This is a genomic window from Pseudomonas putida (genome assembly GCF_025905425.1).
Lineage (GTDB): Bacteria > Pseudomonadota > Gammaproteobacteria > Pseudomonadales > Pseudomonadaceae > Aquipseudomonas > Aquipseudomonas putida_AF.
Genome location: NZ_CP109603.1, coordinates 4424517 through 4445207 on the forward strand (window position 1 = coordinate 4424517; position 20691 = coordinate 4445207).

General features: G+C 62.9%; 21 protein-coding genes. 9 read left to right on the top strand and 12 right to left on the bottom strand.

All coding sequences use genetic code 11. The annotated features are described in order from the left end of the window. Window positions 1-418: 418 nt before the first annotated feature. Window positions 419-1924 carry a malate dehydrogenase (quinone) gene (gene mqo, locus OGV19_RS19855; RefSeq protein ID WP_264310303.1) on the top strand — a complete coding sequence of 502 codons (1506 nt, stop codon included), beginning with the start codon at window positions 419-421 and terminating at the stop codon, window positions 1922-1924. Between the two features lie 153 nt (window positions 1925-2077). On the opposite strand, the gene OGV19_RS19860 is transcribed toward mqo, so the two are convergent. From OGV19_RS19860 to OGV19_RS19875, 4 genes are all read right to left on the bottom strand, one after another. Continuing rightward, window positions 2078-2368 (bottom strand): PA4642 family protein, encoded by a 291-nt coding sequence (locus OGV19_RS19860; RefSeq protein WP_234227539.1) that lies wholly within the window; start codon window positions 2366-2368, stop codon window positions 2078-2080. Window positions 2369-2436: 68 nt separating this feature from the next. Beyond that, window positions 2437-2907, bottom strand: coding sequence for a hypothetical protein (locus OGV19_RS19865; RefSeq protein WP_264310304.1), 471 nt, complete (start codon window positions 2905-2907; stop codon window positions 2437-2439). Between the two features lie 66 nt (window positions 2908-2973). Then, window positions 2974-3447, bottom strand: coding sequence for a WbuC family cupin fold metalloprotein (locus OGV19_RS19870; RefSeq protein ID WP_264310305.1), 474 nt, complete (start codon window positions 3445-3447; stop codon window positions 2974-2976). Between the two features lie 2 nt (window positions 3448-3449). Next, on the bottom strand, window positions 3450-4007 hold the full coding sequence (locus OGV19_RS19875) for a hypoxanthine-guanine phosphoribosyltransferase (protein ID WP_264310306.1): 558 nt from the start codon (window positions 4005-4007) through the stop codon (window positions 3450-3452). Window positions 4008-4167: 160 nt separating this feature from the next. Between OGV19_RS19875 and upp the strand changes: the two genes are divergently transcribed. Further along, window positions 4168-4806: a uracil phosphoribosyltransferase gene (gene upp / locus OGV19_RS19880; RefSeq protein WP_264310307.1), complete on the top strand. Its 639-nt coding sequence runs from the start codon at window positions 4168-4170 to the stop codon at window positions 4804-4806. Window positions 4807-4808: 2 nt separating this feature from the next. After that, a complete protein-coding gene (locus OGV19_RS19885) occupies window positions 4809-6083 on the top strand; it encodes a uracil-xanthine permease family protein (protein ID WP_027594462.1) in 1275 nt (424 codons plus the stop codon). A gap of 114 nt (window positions 6084-6197) precedes the next feature. Here the strand turns inward: OGV19_RS19885 and hemH are convergent, their stop codons facing one another. After that, a complete protein-coding gene (hemH, locus tag OGV19_RS19890; protein ID WP_264310308.1) occupies window positions 6198-7211 on the bottom strand; it encodes a ferrochelatase in 1014 nt (337 codons plus the stop codon). 13 nt (window positions 7212-7224) lie between these two features. Then, entirely contained in the window at window positions 7225-8130 is a 906-nt protein-coding gene (locus tag OGV19_RS19895; protein WP_264310309.1) for a TIGR01777 family oxidoreductase, read from the bottom strand. A 186-nt stretch (window positions 8131-8316) separates the two neighbouring features. Here OGV19_RS19895 and OGV19_RS19900 point away from each other — a divergent pair, with 186 nt between their 5' ends. From OGV19_RS19900 to OGV19_RS19920, 5 genes are all read left to right on the top strand, one after another. Continuing rightward, window positions 8317-9303 (top strand): NAD(P)/FAD-dependent oxidoreductase, encoded by a 987-nt coding sequence (locus OGV19_RS19900; RefSeq protein WP_264310310.1) that lies wholly within the window; start codon window positions 8317-8319, stop codon window positions 9301-9303. 105 nt (window positions 9304-9408) lie between these two features. After that, window positions 9409-10377, top strand: a complete 969-nt coding sequence (locus OGV19_RS19905) for a YbgA family protein (protein ID WP_264310311.1) — start codon at window positions 9409-9411, stop codon at window positions 10375-10377. Continuing rightward, window positions 10367-11266, top strand: coding sequence for a MerR family transcriptional regulator (locus OGV19_RS19910; protein WP_264310312.1), 900 nt, complete (start codon window positions 10367-10369; stop codon window positions 11264-11266). The genes OGV19_RS19905 and OGV19_RS19910 overlap by 11 nt, the downstream gene beginning before the upstream one ends. Beyond that, on the top strand, window positions 11257-12699 hold the full coding sequence (phrB, locus tag OGV19_RS19915; RefSeq protein WP_264310313.1) for a deoxyribodipyrimidine photo-lyase: 1443 nt from the start codon (window positions 11257-11259) through the stop codon (window positions 12697-12699). Before OGV19_RS19910 ends, phrB begins: the two co-directional genes overlap by 10 nt. Beyond that, window positions 12696-13394, top strand: coding sequence for an SDR family oxidoreductase (locus OGV19_RS19920; protein ID WP_264310314.1), 699 nt, complete (start codon window positions 12696-12698; stop codon window positions 13392-13394). Before phrB ends, OGV19_RS19920 begins: the two co-directional genes overlap by 4 nt. Window positions 13395-13412: 18 nt before the next feature. On the opposite strand, the gene OGV19_RS19925 is transcribed toward OGV19_RS19920, so the two are convergent. From OGV19_RS19925 to hemA, 6 genes are all read right to left on the bottom strand, one after another. After that, window positions 13413-13931, bottom strand: a complete 519-nt coding sequence (locus tag OGV19_RS19925; protein ID WP_264310315.1) for an acyloxyacyl hydrolase — start codon at window positions 13929-13931, stop codon at window positions 13413-13415. A gap of 106 nt (window positions 13932-14037) precedes the next feature. Beyond that, window positions 14038-14835: a glutamate racemase gene (gene murI, locus OGV19_RS19930; RefSeq protein ID WP_264310316.1), complete on the bottom strand. Its 798-nt coding sequence runs from the start codon at window positions 14833-14835 to the stop codon at window positions 14038-14040. Further along, entirely contained in the window at window positions 14828-15583 is a 756-nt protein-coding gene (locus tag OGV19_RS19935; protein ID WP_264310317.1) for a molybdopterin-synthase adenylyltransferase MoeB, read from the bottom strand. The genes murI and OGV19_RS19935 overlap by 8 nt, the downstream gene beginning before the upstream one ends. Then, window positions 15577-16407, bottom strand: coding sequence for a peptide chain release factor N(5)-glutamine methyltransferase (gene prmC, locus OGV19_RS19940; RefSeq protein WP_264310318.1), 831 nt, complete (start codon window positions 16405-16407; stop codon window positions 15577-15579). Before prmC ends, OGV19_RS19935 begins: the two co-directional genes overlap by 7 nt. Further along, entirely contained in the window at window positions 16407-17489 is a 1083-nt protein-coding gene (gene prfA, locus OGV19_RS19945) for a peptide chain release factor 1 (RefSeq protein ID WP_264310319.1), read from the bottom strand. Before prfA ends, prmC begins: the two co-directional genes overlap by 1 nt. Beyond that, complete coding sequence (gene hemA / locus OGV19_RS19950) at window positions 17486-18763, bottom strand: glutamyl-tRNA reductase (protein WP_264310320.1); 1278 nt, start codon at window positions 18761-18763, stop codon at window positions 17486-17488. The genes prfA and hemA overlap by 4 nt, the downstream gene beginning before the upstream one ends. Before the next feature lie 206 nt (window positions 18764-18969). On the opposite strand from hemA, the gene OGV19_RS19955 reads away from it, so the two are divergent. Continuing rightward, the gene (locus OGV19_RS19955) at window positions 18970-20691 is read left to right on the top strand and encodes a tetratricopeptide repeat protein (protein ID WP_264310321.1); all 1722 of its coding nucleotides are present in this window, start codon (window positions 18970-18972) and stop codon (window positions 20689-20691) included.

Sequence of the window (20691 nt, forward strand, 5' to 3'; positions counted from 1 at the left end):
CGGCCCTTCGCACTGCATGAACCTGTGGGTTGCCATCGCGCAGTCCCCTTTTGAGGTTCACGTCTCCAAAAGAGCGTGAAAAAACGGTTTTTCACAACTTCACGAGAGTGTGGCGAGCAAATGAACAGTCTGGCATGTGCAAAAGCGGCAGATGTGTCCCGAACAGCCCTGAACAGGCGGCAACTGAGCTCATCCCGAATGAGTGACTGAGGCCGTTCCATAACGCACGCTCGACACCTTGACCATAAGTCGAATTGCCGCACCTGTGGCAAACGGGGTTCAATACCTGAACCCGAAGACTGATTGGCGGTGTCCGCGGAAGTTGCAAGAACTGCGAAAAGTCGGACATGGCGATCCTGGCAAACCCAGGGATCCTATGCTGTCAATTAGGTAGCTGTAGATTGTGGAGACGCGTTAAATGGCGCAGAACGAATCGGTTGATGTAGTACTGGTAGGCGCGGGCATCATGAGTGCCACCCTGGCCGTACTGCTGAAGGAGCTCGACCCGACCCTGAAGCTTGAGGTCGTCGAGGCGATGGACTCCGGGGCCGCGGAAAGCTCCAACCCCTGGAACAACGCAGGTACCGGCCACGCAGGCCTGTGCGAGCTTAACTACACGCCCCAGGCCGCCGATGGCAGCATCGACATCAAAAAGGCCGTGCACATCAACACCCAGTTCGAGGTCTCGCGCCAGTTCTGGGCCTACCTGAGCAAGAAGAGCAACTTCGGCTCGGCGCGTGCTTTCATCAACCCTGTCCCGCACCTGAGCTACGTCGAAGGTGACAAGGGTGTTTCCTTCCTCAAGAAGCGCTTCGAGCTGCTCAAGCAGCATCACGCCTTCGCCGAGATGGAATACACCGAAGACAAGGCCGTGATGAAGGACTGGATGCCGCTGATGATGCCGGGCCGCCCGGCCGACCAGCACATCGCCGCCACGCGCGTGGCGAAAGGCACCGACGTCAACTTCGGCGCGCTGACCAACAAGCTGCTCAAGCTGCTGGGCGACTCGCCGGACACGCAGGTCAAGTACAGCAAGAAAGTCGTCGGCCTGCGCCGCAACGGCAACGGCTGGACCGTGAGCATCAAGGACGTCAACAGCGGCGGCAGCCGTGAAGTCGACGCTCGCTTCGTGTTCCTGGGCGCTGGCGGCGCGGCCCTGCCACTGCTGCAGGTTTCCGGCATCCCCGAGAGCAAAGGCTTCGGCGGCTTCCCAGTCAGCGGCCAATGGCTGCGCTGCGACAACCCAGAAATCGTCAAGCTGCACCAGGCCAAGGTCTACAGCCAGGCCGCAGTCGGCGCGCCACCGATGTCGGTGCCGCACCTGGACACCCGCGTGGTGGACGGCAAGACTTCGCTGCTGTTCGGCCCATACGCAGGCTTTACCACCAAGTTCCTCAAGCACGGTTCGTTGATGGACCTGCCGCTGTCGGTACGCATGGGCAACATCGGCCCGATGCTGGCCGTGGCCCGCGACAACATGGACCTGACCAAGTACCTGGTCAGCGAAGTGATGCAGTCGATGGAGCAACGCCTGGAGGCCCTGCGCCGCTTCTATCCGCAGGCAAAAGCCGAAGACTGGCGCCTGGAAGTGGCCGGCCAACGCGTGCAGATCATCAAGAAAGACCCGAAAAAAGGCGGCATCCTGCAGTTCGGTACCGAGCTGGTTTCGGCTCAGGACGGCAGCCTGGCGGCGCTGCTCGGCGCATCGCCAGGCGCTTCGGTGACCGTTTCGATCATGCTTGAACTGATCGAGCGCTGCTTCCCCGAGCAGGCCAAAGGTGCCTGGGCTGCCAAGCTCAAGGAAATCTTCCCGGCTCGCGAGAAGGTCCTGGCAACCGATGCCGCGCTGTACAACAAGATCAGTGCCGACAACGATGCCGCGTTGGAGCTGGTGGAAGACAGCCCGGCCAAGCATTACGCCTGAACCGGCTGAAACGAAAAAACGCCCCTCGGGGCGTTTTTTTGTGCCTGCATTTTGGCCTGTACCGGCCTCTTCGCGAACTGCATCACTTTCAAGGGCGGTGGAGCACCTGTGGGAGCGGGCTTGCCCGCGAAGAGGCCGGTACAGGCTTAACAATCAACCGCGGGCTTTATCGATGATCTCGATGTACTCGGGGGCATTGCGCTGGTCAGCGATCTGCTCGACGAAGGTCTTGCCGTGCTCGTCCTTGCCATCCAGGTCCAGCCCTGCCTCGACGAAGAAGCCGACGAAACGCTCGAAGTCGTCGACACGCAGGCCACGGTAAGCCTTGACCAGCTTGTGCAGCGACGGCGAAGTGACGCCATCGGCCGGCTCGAACTGAAGGTACGACTTGATGTAGTCGTCGCTGATTTCGTCACCGATTACCTGTTTCTTGTCTTTACGCATTGCCGACTCCAACTGGACCATCACGGGATTTCGAAGGCCGGCAGTTTACCCCCCGCAGGGCGCACGCCTCAACGCGTACGTACGGTCCCGGTGTGCAGGTCAGCCCAGACATGGCCGTTGCCATAGGTCAGAAACTGCACATACAGCGTTTCGTTGCGCAGCAGGTCCATGATCACGCGGTAATCGCTGACCGGGTAGTTGAGGCTCAAGGTGCGGGTTTTCTCGTCATAAACCGGTTTCTTCAAACTCTTGCCGGGCTCGCCATCAAAGGTCAGCAGCACCTGAGCGAGGGTGGCCCCCTTGCTCAGCGGCTTGCCTTTGAGGCGCATCTGCAATGAAGCGGTGATCGGGATCGGTTGCTGGTCGGACTGGCGCTGGGCACCGACCACCACCGAATAATCGGTCACTTGCAGCAGTTGCTGACCGGTCGGCGCTTCCTGGCGTAGCGACAGGTCATCAGGCGGCAGAAACTGGCTGTGCAGCGGTGCTGCACAGATCGGCAGGCTGACCGCCAGCAGGAGGGGAAGAATCGCACGCATGTGGGGCTCCTTGGCTTGAACAGGCACTCTAGCATGCTGTGTTCAGCCTGTACCGGCAGCCCGCGGTCAATCGAACTGCGCGCGCATCCAGGCCTGGTATTCGTCCACGCCCGCCTCGCCTTCGCGCGGCGCCCAGTGGGCATGTTCGCCCTCACCCACCGGCCGGTACGGCCCGGCCTTGCACTCGAACAACATGCTGTCGGGCTCAAGTACCACCAACCCGTGGTAGGTACCCGGCGCCAGGTCCACACCCAGGCAGTCGCCGCCCGCCTGCAGCACCCGCTTGTCAGTCACCGCACCCTGCTCATCGAAGATCAGCAGGCCAAGGCGCCCCCTGAGCACGATCAGTGCTTCGGCCTTGTCGTCACTCAGATGCCGATGGGGCGGAATATAGGTCGTCGGTTGCAACCCGACCGCCATGCGGTGGCAGGGCTCTTCCATCTCATGGAAGTTGTGGTGCTGCCGCCCACGAGGGTTGGCGGCAGCCTTCTGCGCCAGCCCAGCGAACAGCGATTGGTCGATGAACGCAGGCTGGCGCATGGTCACATCCCCTTGACGGCGAAGATGCCGTTGGCGTTGCGCCAGTAACCTTTGTAATCCATGCCATAGCCGAAGATGTAGCGATCGACGCACGGCAGGCCGACGTAGTTGGCTTTAAGGTCCGGGCTGGCCTTGCGGTCGTGGTCCTTGTCGATCAGCACGGCGGTGTGCACCGAGCGCGCACCGGCGTGCTTGCAGAACTCGATGATGGCGCTGAGGGTGTGGCCTTCGTCGAGAATGTCGTCGACGATCAGCACGTCACGGTCGATGAACGACACTTCCGGCTTGGCTTTCCAGAACAGCTCGCCGCCGCTGGTCTGGTTGCGGTAGCGAGTGGCGTGCAGGTACGACGCTTCCAGCGGGAACTGCAGGTGGGTCAGCAGCTTGCCGGCGAAGATAAGGCCACCGTTCATCACACAGAAGACCACCGGGTTCTTGTCGTGCAGGTCGTTGCAGATCTGCTCGCCGACCTTGGCGATGGCCGCTTCGACTTCGGCTTCGTTGTACAGACAGTCAGCTTCGCGCATGACTTGACGGATGTGCTCGAGATCGGCGGGCATTGCGCTCTCCAGGGGGGTATTTTGGAAAAGCGGGCAAAGGTACGCATCCGCTCGTCACAGATCAAGCGTTTATGGACTAACGTGCAAAAGGACTACACGACAGCACAGGTTGAATAGATTAATCTAGCGCGGTTTTTTTGCCCGCCTTTCGGAGCCCCCTATGCCCATTCGTGAGATCCGCCATCCGCTGATCCGCCACAAGCTCGGCCTCATGCGCCGTGCCGACATCAGCACCAAGAATTTTCGCGAACTCGCCCAGGAAGTCGGCGCGCTTCTGACCTATGAAGCCACCCAGGACCTGCCGCTGGAAACCTACGAGATCGACGGCTGGTGTGGCAAGGTGCAGGTCGAAAAAATCGCCGGTAAGAAGATCACCGTCGTCCCGATCCTGCGCGCCGGCATCGGCATGCTCGACGGCGTGCTCAGCCTGATCCCAGGTGCCAAGGTCAGTGCCGTTGGCGTCGCGCGCAACGAGGAAACCCTCGAAGCCCACACCTACCTGGAAAAACTCGCGCCGGACATCAACCAGCGCCTGGCCCTGATCATCGACCCGATGCTGGCCACCGGCGCCTCGATGGTCGCCACCATCGACCTGCTGAAAAAGGCCGGCTGCAAAGAGATTCGCGCCATGGTCCTGGTTGCAGCACCGGAAGGTATCGACACGGTGGCAAAAGCCCACCCGGACGTACAGATCTACACCGCGTCGATCGACCAGCGCCTGAACGAGCACGGCTACATCGTGCCGGGCCTGGGTGATGCCGGCGACAAGATCTTCGGCACCAAGCAAAAGGACGCCTGACCATGCAGGACGGCTTCAACGACCCGCTCTGGCGCCAGGTCGTTTCGGGCGCGCAGATGCTGTTCGTGGCATTCGGCGCGCTGGTGCTGATGCCACTGATCACCGGCCTCGATCCGAACGTCGCGCTGTTCACCGCCGGCATCGGCACGCTGCTGTTCCAGCTGGTCACCGGCCGTCAGGTACCGGTGTTTCTGGCGTCGAGCTTTGCCTTCATCACCCCGATCATCCTTGCCAAGGGCCAGTTCGGCCTGGCTGAGACCATGGGCGGCGTCATGGCCGCAGGCTTCGTCTACACCTTCATGGGGCTGATGGTAAAAATCAAAGGCACCGGTTTCATCGACCGCATGCTGCCGCCCGTGGTCATTGGCCCGGTGATCATCTCCATTGGCCTGGCCATGGCGCCGATCGCCGCCAACATGGCCATGGGCAAGGGCGGTGACGGTGCTGCACTGATGCCTTACAAGACCGCCATGCTGATCTCGATGCCGGCACTGCTGACGACCTTGATCGTCGCGGTCTTCGGCAAGGGCATCTTCCGCCTGGTACCGATCATCTCAGGGGTGCTGGTGGGCTTTGCCCTGGCGTTCGCCTTCGGTGTGGTCGATACCGCCAAGATTGCTGCCGCGCCGTGGCTGGAGATCCCCAACTTCACCGCGCCGGCGTTCAACTGGCAGGCCATCCTGTTCATCGTGCCGGTAGCACTGGCACCTGCGATCGAGCACATCGGCGGCGTGATCGCAGTGGGCAGCGTCACCGGACGCGACTACCTGAAAAAGCCCGGCCTGCACCGCACCCTGCTGGGTGACGGCCTGGCAACCACGGCTGCCGGCCTGTTCGGCGGCCCGCCCAACACCACCTACGCCGAAGTAACCGGCGCGGTGATGCTGACCAAGAACTACAACCCGAAGATCATGACCTGGGCGGCGGTGTTTGCCATCACCCTGGCCTTCATCGGCAAGTTCGGCGCGCTGCTGCAGAGCATTCCGGTACCGGTCATGGGCGGCATTCTGTGCCTGTTGTTCGGTTCGATCGCGGCGGTGGGCATGAACACCATGATCCGCCACAAGATCGACTTGGCCGAAGCGCGCAACCTGGTGATCGTTTCGGTGACCCTGGTATTCGGTATTGGCGGCGTGTTGATCGGCAGCGGTGACGGCCCGGACGACTGGGGCCTGAAGGGCATTGCCCTGTGCGCCGTGGTGGCCATTGCCCTGAACCTGATCCTGCCGGGCAATGACGGCTGGAAGAACAAGAAGCTGGATGACCAGTTGCCTTGAGCCAGCGGTAGCCTGAACCGGCCTCTTCGCGGGGCAAGCCCGCTCCCACAGGCAACACCGCCAAGCGGTGAACTGTGGGAGCGGGCTTGCCCCGCGAAGAAGCCGAGGCAGGATTCAAGCCTTCTCGCACATCCCCGCCAGCACCCTCACCCACTCCGGGTGATCATTCAGGCAAGGCACCAGCACTAGCTCTTGCCCACCTGCCTCGACAAACTGCTCGCTGCCGCGCATGCCAATCTCTTCTAGCGTCTCGATGCAATCGGCAACGAACGCTGGGCACATCACCAGCAGCTTCTTCACCCCCGCCCTGCCCAGCTCATCCAGCCGCGCCTCGGTGTAGGGTTCGATCCACTTGGCCCGCCCCAACCGCGACTGGAACGACACCGACCACTTGCCATCTGGGATGCCCATTTTCTGTGCAAAGGCCTTGGCCGTGGCCAGGCACTGCCCGCGATAACACACGGCACGCATGTCGGCACTGGCGTCCTTGCAGCAATCGGCCGCCTGGAAATCGTGCTTGCCAGTGGGGTCGAGCTTTTTCAGGTGCCGCTCGGGCAACCCATGGAAGCTCAGCAGCAGGTGGTCATAGTCCTGCTGCAGGTAAGGCCTGGCGCTCGCGGCCAACGCCTCGATGTATTCCGGGTGCTCGTAGAATGGCTGCAGTACGCGCATCTGCAGCGGCAACTGGCGCTCGCTGACGGTCTGCTGCGCCAGCTTCACCACGGTGGTCACCGTGCTGTCGGCAAACTGTGGATAAAGCGGTGCCAGGGTGACCTTGCGCACGCCCTGTGCGGCCAGGCGCTCCAGCACCTCGGGCAACGCCGGCTGACCATAGCGCATGGCAATCTCCACCGGGCCATGGTGCCAGTGCTCGACCATCGCAGCCTGCAGCCGACGGGTCAGCACCACCAGCGGCGAGCCTTCGTCCCACCAGATAGACGCGTAAGCGTGGGCCGACTGTTCCGGGCGCTTGAGCAGGATCAGCGACACCAGCAAGCGCCGCACCGGCCAGGGCAGGTCGATCACGTACGGGTCCATGAGGAACTGGTTGAGGTAACGGCGCACATCGGCCACCGAAGTGGAGGCCGGGGAACCCAGGTTGACCAGCAGCAGGGCATGATCGGTCATGCAGCGTCCTATGTCAGAGGCGGCTGGACACGTCGTCCAGGGCCGATTGCAGATCGTTGAAACGGAAGGTGAAACCTGCCGCCAGCAAGCGCACCGGGCGCGCCCGCTGGCCACCCAGCAGCAAAGTCGACAGCTCGCCAAGGCCCGCCTTGAGCAGCAGCGCAGGCACGGGCAGCACTGCCGGCCGGTGCAGGGCCCGGCCCAGTCGCTTGGCGAACTCGCGGTTGCGCACAGGCTCTGGGGCGCAGGCATTATAAGGACCGCTGGCGTCCTTGTGCTGCAAGAGAAAATCAATCAGGGCGACCTGGTCGTCTATATGGATCCAGGGCATCCACTGCCGACCATCACCCAACGGCCCGCCCAGCCCCAGCTTGAAGGGCAACCGCAGGCGCGACAAAAAGCCGCCATCGCTGGCCAGTACCAGGCCGGTCCGCACCAGTACCACACGGATGCCTTGCGCCTGCGAACGCTGGGCGGTTTCCTCCCAGGCGATGCACAACTGGCTGGCAAAATCTTCGCGTACCGGTTGAGACGCCTCGGTCAGTTCGCGCTCGCCGCCGTCCCCATACCAGCCCACCGCAGAACCGGAAATGAGCACCTCCGGGCGCTGCTCCCGGCTGCCCAGCCACGCCAGCAACTGCTCGGTGAGCGTGACCCGGCTGGCCCACAGCAGGTTGCGCCGGGCCGCCGTCCAGGGCCGATCGGCAATCGGCGCGCCGGCCAGGTTGATGACCGCGTCGAGATGATCGTCCGCGTCCAACTCGTCCAGCCGGGCAATGCCACGCACCCCGCTACCGCAACGTTTTGGCACCTGCTCAGGCCGGCGGCTCCATACCGTGAGGCGATGGCCCTGGCCGAGCCAGCGCTGGCACAGGTGCTGGCCTATCAAACCGGTGCCGCCTGTCAGCAATATATGCATGGCTGTGTCCTCGCAGAATGCGGCTGTGGTCTATTTTTAAAACAAGGCACTTTTTTGACCCGACGCTCTCGGATAAACATAGGCCAACCTGCTCTATAAAGCGGAATAACCTTATACAAAAGTTGTGCATTGTACAGGTTCGCCTGACAGCGTAGTCTGCTCACAGCAAGGTTTGAAGAGGCCATCATGACAGTACCTATTGCCATCATCGGTGCCGGTATCGCCGGTCTGTCCGCCGCCCAGGCGCTGCAAAAGGCCGGGCAATCCGTGCACTTGTTCGACAAAGGCCACGGCAGTGGCGGGCGCATGGCCAGCAAGCGCAGCGATGCTGGCGCGCTGGACCTTGGCGCCCAGTACTTCACTGCCCGTGACCGGCGCTTCGTCGATCAGGTCCAGCAATGGGTCGCTGCGGGATGGGCAGCGCAATGGAAGCCGCAACTGTACAACTACCGTGACGGCGAACTCACACCCTCTCCTGACGAGCAGACTCGCTGGGTTGGGGTGCCCCGCATGAGTGCCATCACCCGTGGCCTGCTCAAGGATGTGACGGTCAATTTTGGCTGCCGTATCGCTGAAGTGTTCCGCGGCAAACAGTACTGGCACCTGCAAGACACCGAAGGCTGCAGCCACGGCCCGTTCAGCCGCGTGGTGATTGCCGTGCCCGCGCCCCAGGCCACCCCGTTGCTGGCCTCGACGCCCAAACTCGCCGCCGTGGCCGCCGGCGTGCAGATGGAGCCCACCTGGGCCGTTGCCCTGGGCTTCAAGACGCCACTGGACACCCCGATGCAAGGCTGCTTCGTACAAGACAACCCGCTCGACTGGCTAGCCCGCAACCGCAGCAAGCCTGGGCGTGACGAGCAACTCGATACCTGGGTGCTGCATGCCACCTCGAACTGGAGCAGGCAGCATATCGACCTGTCCAAGGAAGAGGTGATCGAGCAGTTGTGGGGCGAATTCGCCGAACTGGTCGGCTGCGTGGTGCCGGCCCCCACCTTCGCCCTCGCCCACCGCTGGCTGTATGCACGCCCGACAAGCAACCACGAGTGGGGCGCTTTGGCGGATGCCGACCAAGGCCTGTACGCCTGTGGCGACTGGTGCTTGTCCGGGCGCGTCGAAGGCGCCTGGCTGAGTGGCCAGGAAGCAGCCCGACGGCTACTGGAGCATCTCGATTGACCGGGCCTTGAGGCGCTAAAAAAACTAGTTTGCATAACGTCACGGCTGTGCTGGAATAAACTTGTACAAGATAGTTTATACGTACAGGTTTTTTCGGAGACAGCCATGCAAGCCCCTTCCGCCCACAGCAAGCCTCGCATCGCTATCAGCGCCTGTCTGACTGGCCACAGTGTGCGCTACAACGGCGGGCACAAGGCATCCGACCTGTGCCGCACGCAACTCGAAGCACATTTCGAATGGCTACCGGTTTGCCCTGAAGTCGCTATTGGCCTCGGTGTCCCGCGCGATCCTATTCGCCTGGTGGGCGACCCTGAGCAACCGGAAGTGGTCGGCACCCGCAACCCCGGCATGGACCTCACCGGGCCGCTGCGCCTCTATGGCGAGCAGATGGCCGGCGAGCTCGACGATATCTGCGGCTACATCTTCATGCAAAAATCGCCCTCCTGCGGGCTGGAGCGGGTCAAGGTCTATCAGGACAACGGCCACCCCGCTTTCCATGCCGGGCGCGGTGTGTATGCCCAGGCCTTCTGCAGCCTTCGCCCAGACCTGCCGGTGGAGGAAGAAGGCCGCCTTCACGATGCGGTATTGCGCGAGAACTTCATCAGCCGCGTCTACGCCTATGCCGATTGGCAGCGCCTGCTGGCCGAGGGCCTGAGCCGCGGCGCACTGGTGCGCTTTCACTCGCGCTACAAGTACCTGCTGATGGCCAACAACCCTGATGCCTACCGTACACTGGGGCGACTGCTCGGCAGCATGAGCCGGGATGACGACCCACAGCTCATCGGCCCACGCTATTTCAGCCAGTTGATGCAGGCCCTGCGCCGCTGCGCCAGCCGTGGCACGCATTGCAACGTGCTGCAGCACCTGAGCGGTTACTTCAAGGATGCACTGACCCAGCAGGACAAAACCGAACTGCAGGCCATCATCAGCCAGTACCAGCAGGGCGTGGTACCGCTGATCGTACCGCTGACCCTGCTCAAGCATCACCTGCGCAAGCACCCCGACCCTTATCTGATGCAGCAGGCCTACCTGCAACCACACCCCGAAAGCCTGGGGCTGCGCAATGCCGTCTGAAAGCCTGCTGCCCATCGGCGAACTCGCCCGCCGCACCGGCGTCAACCCGGTCACCCTGCGTGCCTGGGAACGTCGTTATGGCCTGCTCAAACCGCAACGCACCGCCAAAGGGCATCGTTTGTATTCCATCGCGCAGGTCGAACGGGTCGAAGCGATCCTGGCCTGGCTGCAGCGCGGCGCATCGGTGGGGCAAGTGCGCGAGCTGCTCGACAAACCGGCCAGCACCGCCCCACAAAGCGATTGGCAGGCGCGACAGGCGCAGTTGATCGAGGCCATCGCCAACCTCTCGCAACGCGCACTCGACCAGCAACTCAACCAGGCCATGGCGCTCTACCCCGCCATCACGTTGTGCGAACAGCTGCTGCTCCCCCTGCTCGATAGCCTGGACCTGCGCTGGCGCAACTATTTCAATGCACGGCTCGAACAGGTGTTTTTCCACAGCTGGCTGCGCAGCAAGCTCGGTGCCCGTGTGTATCACGACAACCAGCTGCTGCAAGGCGCGGCGGTGCTGCTGGCCGAAGACAGCGAGCGTGCCTTCGACCCAGGTCTGTGGCTGTGTGCCTGGTTGCTCAGCAGCAACGGCATCCCTGTTGAAGTGCTAGAACAACCGGTGGGTGGGCCGCAACTGCAACGGGCGATTACCGCGCTGCAACCCCGCGCCCTGCTCCTGCACCTGGGACCACGCATCGACATCAAGGCCTTGCAGCGCACGCTGCAGGGAATGTCAGGGACGAAACTGCTAGGCGGTGCCACGCTCGCCCTGCATGAAACGCAACTGACCGCCCTCGACCTCCCCCACCTCTTCCTGTTCGATACCCCGCAGGCGGCATTGCGTGTGCTTCAAGGCAATGGCCGCCGGCCTGTAGAGATGAATGCGCCATGCAATTGATCTGGCTGCGCAGCGACCTGCGCATCGAAGACAACACCGCCTTGAGCGCCGCCTGTGAACGCGGCCCGACCCTCGCCCTGTGGCTGCTCAGCCCCGGCCAGTGGCAAGCGCACGACGACGCCGCCTGCAAAGTCGACTTCTGGTTGCGTAACCTGCGCGAAATACGCCATTCATTGGACGCGCTCAACATTCCACTGCTGATCCGCTCGATTGACACTTGGGAGCAAGCGCCAGTCGCGATAATGTCGCTATGCCATCAGTATCGGATCGAAAGCGTGCACTGGAATGACGAATACGGCATCAACGAACAGCGTCGGGACCAGGCTGTGCGTGTGCTTTTGCAACGATCCGCAATTCAGGCGCACAGTTATCTCGACCAACTGTTCTTCCGTCCGGGCACGATCCTGACCCGCAGTGGTGATTACTTTCAGGTCTTCAGCCAGTTCAAGAAAAACTGCCTGGAACACTTGCACCGCAGCCTCCCGGCGCTAGCCCGACGGGTAAAGCCCCAGGCGCCTGTGGCGATCGCAAGCGACCCAATACCCGAACACGTGGACGGCTTCGACACACCCTCGCGCACCTTGCGCGACTGCTGGCCGGCTGGCGAAACCGAGGCACAAGGCCGTCTGTCGCGCTTTCTCGATGAAACAGTAGACGACTACCAGCACCTGCGTGACCTCCCGGCCAAGCCCGGCACCAGCCAGCTTTCCGCTTACCTGGCTGCTGGCGTGATCTCGCCCCGGCAATGCCTGCACGGCGCCTTGGCCTGCAACCGTGGCGAGTTCGACAGCGGCAGCACCGGCATCCAGACCTGGATCAACGAGTTGCTCTGGCGGGAGTTCTACAAGCACATCCTGACGGGTTATCCACAGGTTTCCCGGCACCGCGCCTTCCGCGCCCAGACCGAAGCCTTGCCCTGGCGCGATGCGCCTGAAGACCTCGCGGCCTGGGAACAGGGGCGCACCGGCTTTCCGATCATCGACGCGGCCATGCGCCAATTGCTGCACACCGGCTGGATGCACAACCGCCTGCGCATGATCGTCGCCATGTTTCTCAGCAAGAACCTGCTGATCGACTGGCGCAAGGGCGAGCGGCATTTCATGCGCCACCTGATAGACGGTGACCTGGCAGCCAACAATGGTGGCTGGCAGTGGAGCGCATCCACCGGGACCGATGCCGTGCCCTACTTCCGCATCTTCAACCCGGTCTCGCAGTCTCAGCGCTTCGACCCGCAAGGGCGTTTCATTCGTCACTGGGTGCCGGAATTGCAGGCACTGGATGAGAAAGCCATTCATCAGCCCGTGAAGTCTGCAGATCTTTTTGCTACTAATTCGTATCACAATCCAATTGTCGATCTCGGCAGCAGTCGCCAACGTGCCTTGGAAGCCTTCAAAGGCCTTCCGCGCCGGCAGGACCAGAGGGCAGTATCGTGATCAAAGCGCGTAGTTTCTGGGTAACAGGGGCTAGTAACGGGTTGGGGCTGGCACTGGTCCAGCAGTTGCTCGAACACGGGTACCGGGTGGCCGCCAGTGGCAGGGAATGTGAAGCACTGGATGCACTGGGCGAACAGTTCGCCCCGCACTTGTTGCGCCTACCGGGCCAGTTACAGGTGTTGGATCAGGTCGATGCAGCCAGCCAGTTGCTATTGAACACCTGGGGTTCGCTGGACTGCCTGATCATCAATGCCGGTACCGGTGATTACCTCGCCGACGACATCCCCGACCACGAGCTATTCGAGGCTATCGCCTCCAGCAACCTGCTGGCCAGCGAACACTGCCTGGCCAGTGCCTTGCCGCTGCTGGCGAAGGGTGATGCGCCTCAAGTGATGGCAATCCTCAATCGCTACTCGGCCTCGCAGCTGTTTGCACCCACCCAGGTTGCCAGCGGCTTCAACAGCACTGCACAGTGGCTTCGCGAGCAACGCCTGGTGCTCGACAATCTGCAGATCGCGCTGACGGTGGTGGGGCCGCAATCATTGAAAGCACCCGTGACTGCGGCGCAAGCGATACCAGAGGCATGGACGGCGCAGAGTGCTGCCGAGGAACTGCTGCGCCGATTACCGCAACGCGAACCGGAACTGGTGCTGGAGACGCTGGACCTGAACAGCTTGTGGCCATTGTCACATTGACCGTGTAGGCGCCGTGCTTCAAAGCGCCATACGGTAATGCAGGCTGTAGCTCTCTACACCATCGTTGGGCTGCGTGATGCCGGCATTGGAATAGTGAATGGCGCGCACGCCAATTTCATGCCCACCTGCAAAGCGCAAACCGAAACCAATCCGATCTTCGAACTGGAACGCCGAACCCAGTTCGTTGCTTTCAACCTCGGTACTGGAAAACGCCGCGACGCCAATCCCTGCTTCGATGTAGGGCTTTACTGATTCGCCTGCGAACTCGTAGACGAATACCGGTGCAAACGAGAGGCTGTGATTACTGGCCGTCTTGTCGCCATCCCAGTAGCTGTAAGCGCCATCCCAGTAACCGGTCAGGCGGCCAACGCTGCTCTGCCACCAACTCGCGTCCCAGTTAGACTGCAGCCCCAGCCGGTAGACCATGGTCGAGTCACCGGTCTGCCCCACCGAAAACGAAACATCGGCAGCCTGTGCCGACAGTGCTTGCCCCAAGGTAAAGACGGCAGCCGCCGCCAAGCCGAGCAGTTTCCTCATAAGAAACATCCTTCTTTCTGATGCTGTTATTAGTGTTCGCCTCATGCCAGGCAAACCGGTAGAAATCGGCAGTGGTACGATAGTTCAGTTGCTTTTCACGTTTTTTTCACAACGTAAAGCTTTGCACACTGTCGGACTTATGCCACAGCAACGGTAGGATTTCTCTTAGGGATTGCGGGTCAGCGCTGGTCCAGAAGCGGGTATCCAGTGCCGGCCCCTCGGCCAGCAAATCGCTCGCGCTCAGCAGCCGCTGAAGTTGGCGTGCCACGGCGGCGCCGGTATCGATGATGGCCACGTCTGCCGGCACCATGTCGGCCAGCAGTGGGCGCAGGAAGGGGTAATGGGTGCAGCCGAGAATCAGCGTATCGCAGCCAGCCGCCAACAGCGGCTGCACGTAGCCAAGCAACAACTGGCGCAATGCAGGGCTGCCCAGGTCGCCGCTTTCGATCCGCTCGACCAGCCCTGGGCAAGGCTGGGTGACCACGCGCACATCGCTGGCGAAGCGGTCGAGCAACGCCGCGAACTTGGCACTTTGCAAGGTGCCGGTAGTGGCCAGCACCCCGACCACACCGGAGCGGGTAGCTTCGGCAGCGGGCTTGACCGCAGGCTCCATACCCACCAGCGGCCAGTGCGGGTACAGTTCGCGCAGGTCGGCAACGGCCGCCACGGTAGCGGTATTACAGGCCAGGACAAAGGCCTTGGCCCCTTGCTGCTGGAAGAACTCGGCAATACGCCGGCAGCGCTGGCGGATGTAATCCGCCGACTTTTCACCGTAAGGTATATGCCCGCAATCGGCCACATACAGCAGTGATTCATTGGGCAGCAGGCGCTGGATCTCGGCAAGCACCGACAAACCGCCGACCCCCGAGTCCATCACGCCAATTGGCGCCGAACGCTCAGCCATCGCGCTTGCCGCAGACCGCGCAGGCCGGGTCGCGCTTGACCCGCAGCTCACGTATGCGCGTGCCGAGGGCATCGATCAGCAGCAGGCGGCCCACCAGTGGCTCGCCGAACCCGGCCAGCAGCTTCATGGCTTCCAGCGCCTGCAGGCTGCCTACCAGCCCCACCAGCGGGCCGATGACGCCGGCTTCGCTGCAGGTCAGTTCATCCTCGCTGCCATGGCCATACAGGCAGTGGTAGCAAGGGCTGTAGTCACGTCGCGGGTCGAACACCGAAAGCTGGCCTTCGAGACGGATCGCCGCCCCACTGACCAACGGCTTGCCGGCAGCGACACAGGCGGCGTTGACCGCCTCGCGCGTGGAAAAATTGTCGGAGCAGTCGAGTACCAGGTCGACTGCAGCCACTGCGGCGGCCAGCGAATCCTCGTCCAGCGCCTGGCGGTGAGCGACCAGGCTGATCTCAGGGTTGATCGCCTCCAGGCGCTGTAGCGCCGAGTCCACCTTGCTCATGCCGACGCTGGCGCTGTCGTGGATCACCTGGCGCTGCAAATTGGTCAGGTCGACGGTGTCGAAGTCAGCCAGGTGCAGCTCACCCACACCCGCCGCGGCAAGGTACAGCGCCACAGGCGAGCCCAACCCACCGAGGCCGACGATCAGTGCCTTGCTCTGCTTGAGCCGCAGCTGGCCGTCGATATCGATCTGAGCCAGCAGCACCTGCCGGCTGTAGCGCAACAGTTCCTGATCACTCAGCATGGCAGGCGCCCCAGGGTGATGCGTTCATGGCTGCCCAGGTCCTTGCGGCTGGCAACCTCGTCAAAGCCTTGGTCAGCCAGCAGGGCGCGTACCGCCGCTGCCTGATCGTAGCCATGTTCCAATAACAACCAGCCACCGGGCTGCAGGTGCTGCGGCGCCTGGGCGATGATCACACGCAGGTCGTCCAGGCCATCGGCACCCGCCACCAGCGCGCTGCTGGGTTCGAAGCGCACGTCGCCCGCGACCAGGTGCGGGTCTGCGGCGGCAATGTAGGGCGGGTTGCTGACAATCAGGTCGAAACGCTCATCGCCGAGGCTGTCGAACCAATGGCTGACGCGCACCTGGACATTACCCAGGCCCAGGCGCTGGCGGTTGCGCTCGGCCAATGCAACAGCCTCCTCCACCCGGTCCACCGCCGTCACCTGCCAGGCCGGGCGATCGCCGGCCAGGGCCAGGGCGATGGCGCCGGTACCGGTGCCCAGGTCGAGCACCTTGGCCGGTGTCGCAGGCTGAAGCTCAAGGGCGGTTTCGACCAACAGCTCGGTGTCTGGACGCGGGATCAGCGTGTGCGGCGCCACTTCCAGGTCGATCTTCCAGAACCCCTGCTGCCCTAGGATATAGGCGACCGGCTCGCCACTGCGGCGGCGTTGCAGATAACCGGCATAGGTTTCGGCAGCTTCGCTGCTGACGATGCGCTCGGGCCAGGTGTGCAGGTAGCTGCGCGATTTGCCGATGGCCGCGGCCAACAACAGTTCGGCATCCAGCCGCTCGGTGGGCGATTCGGGCAACTGCGCATTGCGCAGCAAGCTGGCGATGATGGTCATCAGTCCCCCAGGGCGGCCAATTGATCGGCCTGGTACTCGGCCAACAGCGGTTCGATCACGGCGTCTACGCCACCGGCGAGGATGTCGTCCAGCGAATACAGGGTCAGGTTGATGCGGTGATCGGTGACCCGGCCCTGTGGATAATTGTAGGTGCGGATTCGCTCGGAGCGGTCACCGGAACCCACCAGCAGCTTGCGCTCGCTGGCAATCGCGTTCTGTGCGGCGCTGGTCTGCATGTCGTTGAGCTTGGCCGACAGCCAGGACATGGCACGGGCACGGTTTTTGTGCTGCGAGCGTTCTTCCTGGCACTCGACCACCATACCGGTGGGCAAGTGGGTGATGCGGACCGCCGAGTCGGTCTTGTTGATGTGCTGACCGCCGGCGCCGGAGGCGCGGTAGGTGTCCACGCGCAGGTCGGCCGGGTTGATCTCGATCACCGCCTGCTCATCCGGCTCGGGCAACACAGCCACAGTGCACGCGGACGTGTGGATGCGCCCCTGGGACTCGGTCTCAGGTACCCGCTGTACGCGGTGCGCACCCGACTCGAACTTGAGTTTGCCGTAGACGCTTTCGCCTTCGACGCGGGCAATGATTTCCTTGTAGCCGCCGTGTTCGCCTTCGTTCTCGGAGAGAATCTCCAGGCGCCAGCCGCGTTTTTCGGCGTAACGTGAATACATGCGGAACAGGTCGCCCGAGAAGATCGCTGCCTCGTCGCCACCCGTGCCAGCGCGGATTTCGAGGAACACGTTGCGCCCGTCGTTGGGGTCTTTAGGCAGCAGCATGCGTTGCAGCTGCGACTCCAGCACCTGCAGTTGCTCCTTGGCTTCGCGCACTTCCTCCACGGCCATTTCGCGCAGGTCCGGGTCGCTGTCCTTGAGCAGCGCCTGGGCTCCTTCAAGGTCGCCCTGGACTTTGCGCCACTCTTTGTAGGCAACGTAGACCGGTTCGACTTCGGCGTATTCGCGGGAATAGGCACGGAAACGCGTCTGGTCGGAAATGACCTCAGCGTCACCGAGCAGTGCGGTCAGTTCTTCGAAGCGGTCCTGGATAATATCCAGTTTGTTCAGCAGCGACGCTTTCATTGCAAGGATTTGTCCGTCGAGCCCTCGTTGAGGGCAAAGAGTTCCTGGGCCATGGCCAGCGCATCGAGGCGGCCCTCGGCCGAGAGCTTTTTCAGCTGCACGCTTGGCGCGTGCAGGAGTTTGTTGGTCAGGCCCCGGGCCAGTTGGGCCAGCACATCCTCGGGGTTACCGCCGTTGGCCAGCAGGCGCTGGGCTTTTTGCAGCTCTTCATCGCGCAGGCGCTCGCTCTGCTGGCGGTAAGCCTTGAGCACGTCCACCGCGGCCAGCTCGCGCAGGCGCACCATGAAATCTTCGGCACCCACCGACACCAGCTCTTCGGCCGCCTGGGCGGCGCCCTGGCGGCTCTTGAGGTTTTCCGCGACCACATCGTGCAGGTCATCGACGGTATACAAGTAGACGTCGTCGAGCTCGCCGACTTCCGGTTCGATGTCACGCGGGACGGCGATGTCGACCATGAAGATCGGCTTGTGCCGGCGCTGTTTCAGCGCACTCTCGACCGCGCCCTTGCCAAGGATCGGCAACTGGCTGGCGGTGGAACTGATGACGATGTCGCTGTTGGCCAGCTCCTGCGGGATGTCGGCCAGCAGCACGGCATGCGCACCGAACTGCTCGGCCAGAATGCTGGCGCGTTCCAGGGTGCGGTTGGCCACCACGATACGGCGCACGCCTTGCTCGTGGAGGTGACGGGCGACCAGGGTAATGGTCTCGCCGGCACCGATCAGCAGGGCCTGGCTGCGGCCCAGGTCACTGAAGATCTGCCGCGCCAGGCTCACCGCAGCAAACGCCACCGACACCGGGTTTTCACCGATCGCGGTGTCGGTGCGCACCTGTTTGGCAGCACTGAAGGTAGCCTGGAACAGACGCCCGAGCAGCGGGCCGACCGTGCCGGCCTCACGCGCCACGGCGTAGGCGGACTTCATCTGGCCGAGAATCTGCGGCTCGCCGAGCACCAGCGAATCGAGGCCCGAGGCCACGCGCATCATGTGCCGCACCGCATCGTGCTCTTCATGGATGTAGGCGCTGGCGCGCAGCTCATCCAGGCTCAGGCGGTGATAATCGGCCAGCCAAAGCAGTACGGCCTCGGCAGACAGGTGGTCCTGCTCTATATAAAGCTCGCTACGGTTGCAGGTCGACAGGATCGCCGCCTCACGGCTGGCGGTCAGTCGGCAGAGCTGCTGCAGGGCGTCCACCAGCTGCTCTGGGGTAAACGCCACGCGCTCGCGTACGTCTACCGAGGCAGTCTTATGGTTGATACCAAGTGCAAGAAAGGCCATGCAAGGTCGCTGGTTGTGACGAGAAGCCGATAATTGTCCTCTTTCGCAGGTTCCAGAACAACCACCGTTCGCTATTGTCGTGCAGGAGCGTCGGAACCTGCCCGCCCCTGCCATGGTCGCAGTTAACCAAATGCTTCGCAGGTGGGTTTGCCACCGCGCTTGTGTCATCATGCCCCGACCGCCGGTGAGTCCTTTTAAGCCCTTCTATGAACAGACCCTACGCACTGCTGCTTGCCTTCGCCCTGCTTCAGGGTTGCCAGAGCCTGGCCCCGCAAAAGGCCGAGCCTCCCGTTGCCGAGGCCGGCGCGGGCGAAGCCGAAAAACCCGTGGTGTACGGATCGTTCAAGCAAGACACCCTTTACAGCCTGCTGGTGGCGGAGCTGGCCGGCCAGCGCAACCGCTTCGACATCGCCCTGGCCAACTACACCGACCAGGCCGAGAAAACCCAGGACCCTGGGGTTTCCGAACGCGCCTACCGCATCGCCGAATACCTCGGCGCCGACGAGCCCGCCCTGGAAAACGCACTGATCTGGGCCCGCAACGACCCGGACAACCTCGACGCCCAACGCGCCAGCGCCATCCAGCTGGCCCGCGCCGGCCGCTACGACGATGCCATGGTCTACATGGAGAAAGTCCTGCAGGGCCAAGGCGATACCCATTTCGACTTCCTTGCCCTGTCGGCCGCCGAGACCGACCAAAGCACCCGCGATGGCTTGCTGCAGAGCTTCGAACGCCTGCTGGTCAAGTACCCGGACAACAGCCAGCTGGTGTTTGGCAAGGCGCTGCTGCTCAACCAGGACGGCAAGACCGAAGAAGCGCTCGAACTGCTCGAGGCGCATCCGCCGCAAAACGGCGAGATTGCCCCGATCCTGCTACGTGCCCGCCTGCTGCAAGCCCTCGACCGCGGCAAAGAGGCCCTGCCCCTGTTGCGTGGCGCAATCCGTGACAACCCGGATGACAAACGCCTGCGCCTGACCTACGCCCGCACCCTGGTCGAGCAGGACCGCATCGCCGATGCCAAGGGCGAGTTCATCAGCCTGGTCCAGCAGTACCCCGAGGATGACGAGCTGCGCTACTCCCTGGCCCTGGTCTGCCTGGAAAACAAAGACTGGGACGAAGCCGAAGGCTACCTGCAGGAGCTGATCGAGCGTGACAGCAACGTCGACGCCGCCCACCTGAACCTGGCCCGCATCCGCGAGGAGCGCCACGACCCCGAAGGCGCCTTGCGCGAATACGCCCTGGTCGGCCCGGGCCCCGACTACCTGCCGGCGCAACTGCGCCAGGCCGACATCCTGATTGCCAACGGCCGCGGCACCGAGGCTTCGCGCTTGCTCGCCGAAGCCCGCGAGGCGCAGCCGGACATCGCCATTCAGCTGTACCTGATCGAATCGGAAAGCTACAGCAACAACAACAAGGACGCCCAGGCCAACCAGGTGCTGCAGCAGGCGATCCAACGCTACCCGGACGACCTCAACCTGCTGTACACCCGCGCCATGCTGGCCGAAAAACGTGATGACCTGCCGCAGATGGAAAAAGACCTGCGCGCCATCATCGCCCGCGAGCCGGAAAACGCCATGGCCCTCAACGCCCTGGGTTACACACTGGCCGACCGCACCACCCGCTACACCGAAGCCAAGGCGCTGATCGACAAGGCCCACCAGCTCACCCCGGACGATCCGGCGGTGCTCGACAGCCTGGGCTGGGTCGCCTACCGCCTGGGCAACCTGGACGAAGCCGAAGGCTACCTGCGCCAGGCACTCGAACGCTTCCCCGACCATGAAGTGGCCGCTCACCTGGGCGAAGTCCTGTGGGCCAACGGCAAGCGCCGCGAAGCCCGCCAGGTCTGGGCCAAGGCCTTCGAAGCCCAGCCCGACAGCCCCATCCTGCGCAAGACCGTACTGCGCCTGACCGGATCAGAGACTCTTTAA

Coding starts and splice junctions, on each gene's coding strand:
- OGV19_RS19895 (WP_264310309.1), bottom strand. CDS start 8,130: ATGCATATATTGCTGACAGGCGGCACCGGTTTGATAGGCCAGCACCTG.
- OGV19_RS19925 (WP_264310315.1), bottom strand. CDS start 13,931: ATGAGGAAACTGCTCGGCTTGGCGGCGGCTGCCGTCTTTACCTTGGGG.
- OGV19_RS19860 (WP_234227539.1), bottom strand. CDS start 2,368: ATGCGTAAAGACAAGAAACAGGTAATCGGTGACGAAATCAGCGACGAC.
- murI (WP_264310316.1), bottom strand. CDS start 14,835: ATGGCTGAGCGTTCGGCGCCAATTGGCGTGATGGACTCGGGGGTCGGC.
- OGV19_RS19955 (WP_264310321.1), top strand. CDS start 18,970: ATGAACAGACCCTACGCACTGCTGCTTGCCTTCGCCCTGCTTCAGGGT.
- hemA (WP_264310320.1), bottom strand. CDS start 18,763: ATGGCCTTTCTTGCACTTGGTATCAACCATAAGACTGCCTCGGTAGAC.
- OGV19_RS19875 (WP_264310306.1), bottom strand. CDS start 4,007: ATGCCCGCCGATCTCGAGCACATCCGTCAAGTCATGCGCGAAGCTGAC.
- OGV19_RS19865 (WP_264310304.1), bottom strand. CDS start 2,907: ATGCGTGCGATTCTTCCCCTCCTGCTGGCGGTCAGCCTGCCGATCTGT.
- prmC (WP_264310318.1), bottom strand. CDS start 16,407: ATGACCATCATCGCCAGCTTGCTGCGCAATGCGCAGTTGCCCGAATCG.
- OGV19_RS19905 (WP_264310311.1), top strand. CDS start 9,409: ATGCAAGCCCCTTCCGCCCACAGCAAGCCTCGCATCGCTATCAGCGCC.
- OGV19_RS19935 (WP_264310317.1), bottom strand. CDS start 15,583: ATGCTGAGTGATCAGGAACTGTTGCGCTACAGCCGGCAGGTGCTGCTG.
- upp (WP_264310307.1), top strand. CDS start 4,168: ATGCCCATTCGTGAGATCCGCCATCCGCTGATCCGCCACAAGCTCGGC.
- OGV19_RS19900 (WP_264310310.1), top strand. CDS start 8,317: ATGACAGTACCTATTGCCATCATCGGTGCCGGTATCGCCGGTCTGTCC.
- prfA (WP_264310319.1), bottom strand. CDS start 17,489: ATGAAAGCGTCGCTGCTGAACAAACTGGATATTATCCAGGACCGCTTC.
- OGV19_RS19885 (WP_027594462.1), top strand. CDS start 4,809: ATGCAGGACGGCTTCAACGACCCGCTCTGGCGCCAGGTCGTTTCGGGC.
- mqo (WP_264310303.1), top strand. CDS start 419: ATGGCGCAGAACGAATCGGTTGATGTAGTACTGGTAGGCGCGGGCATC.
- OGV19_RS19870 (WP_264310305.1), bottom strand. CDS start 3,447: ATGCGCCAGCCTGCGTTCATCGACCAATCGCTGTTCGCTGGGCTGGCG.
- hemH (WP_264310308.1), bottom strand. CDS start 7,211: ATGACCGATCATGCCCTGCTGCTGGTCAACCTGGGTTCCCCGGCCTCC.
- OGV19_RS19910 (WP_264310312.1), top strand. CDS start 10,367: ATGCCGTCTGAAAGCCTGCTGCCCATCGGCGAACTCGCCCGCCGCACC.
- phrB (WP_264310313.1), top strand. CDS start 11,257: ATGCAATTGATCTGGCTGCGCAGCGACCTGCGCATCGAAGACAACACC.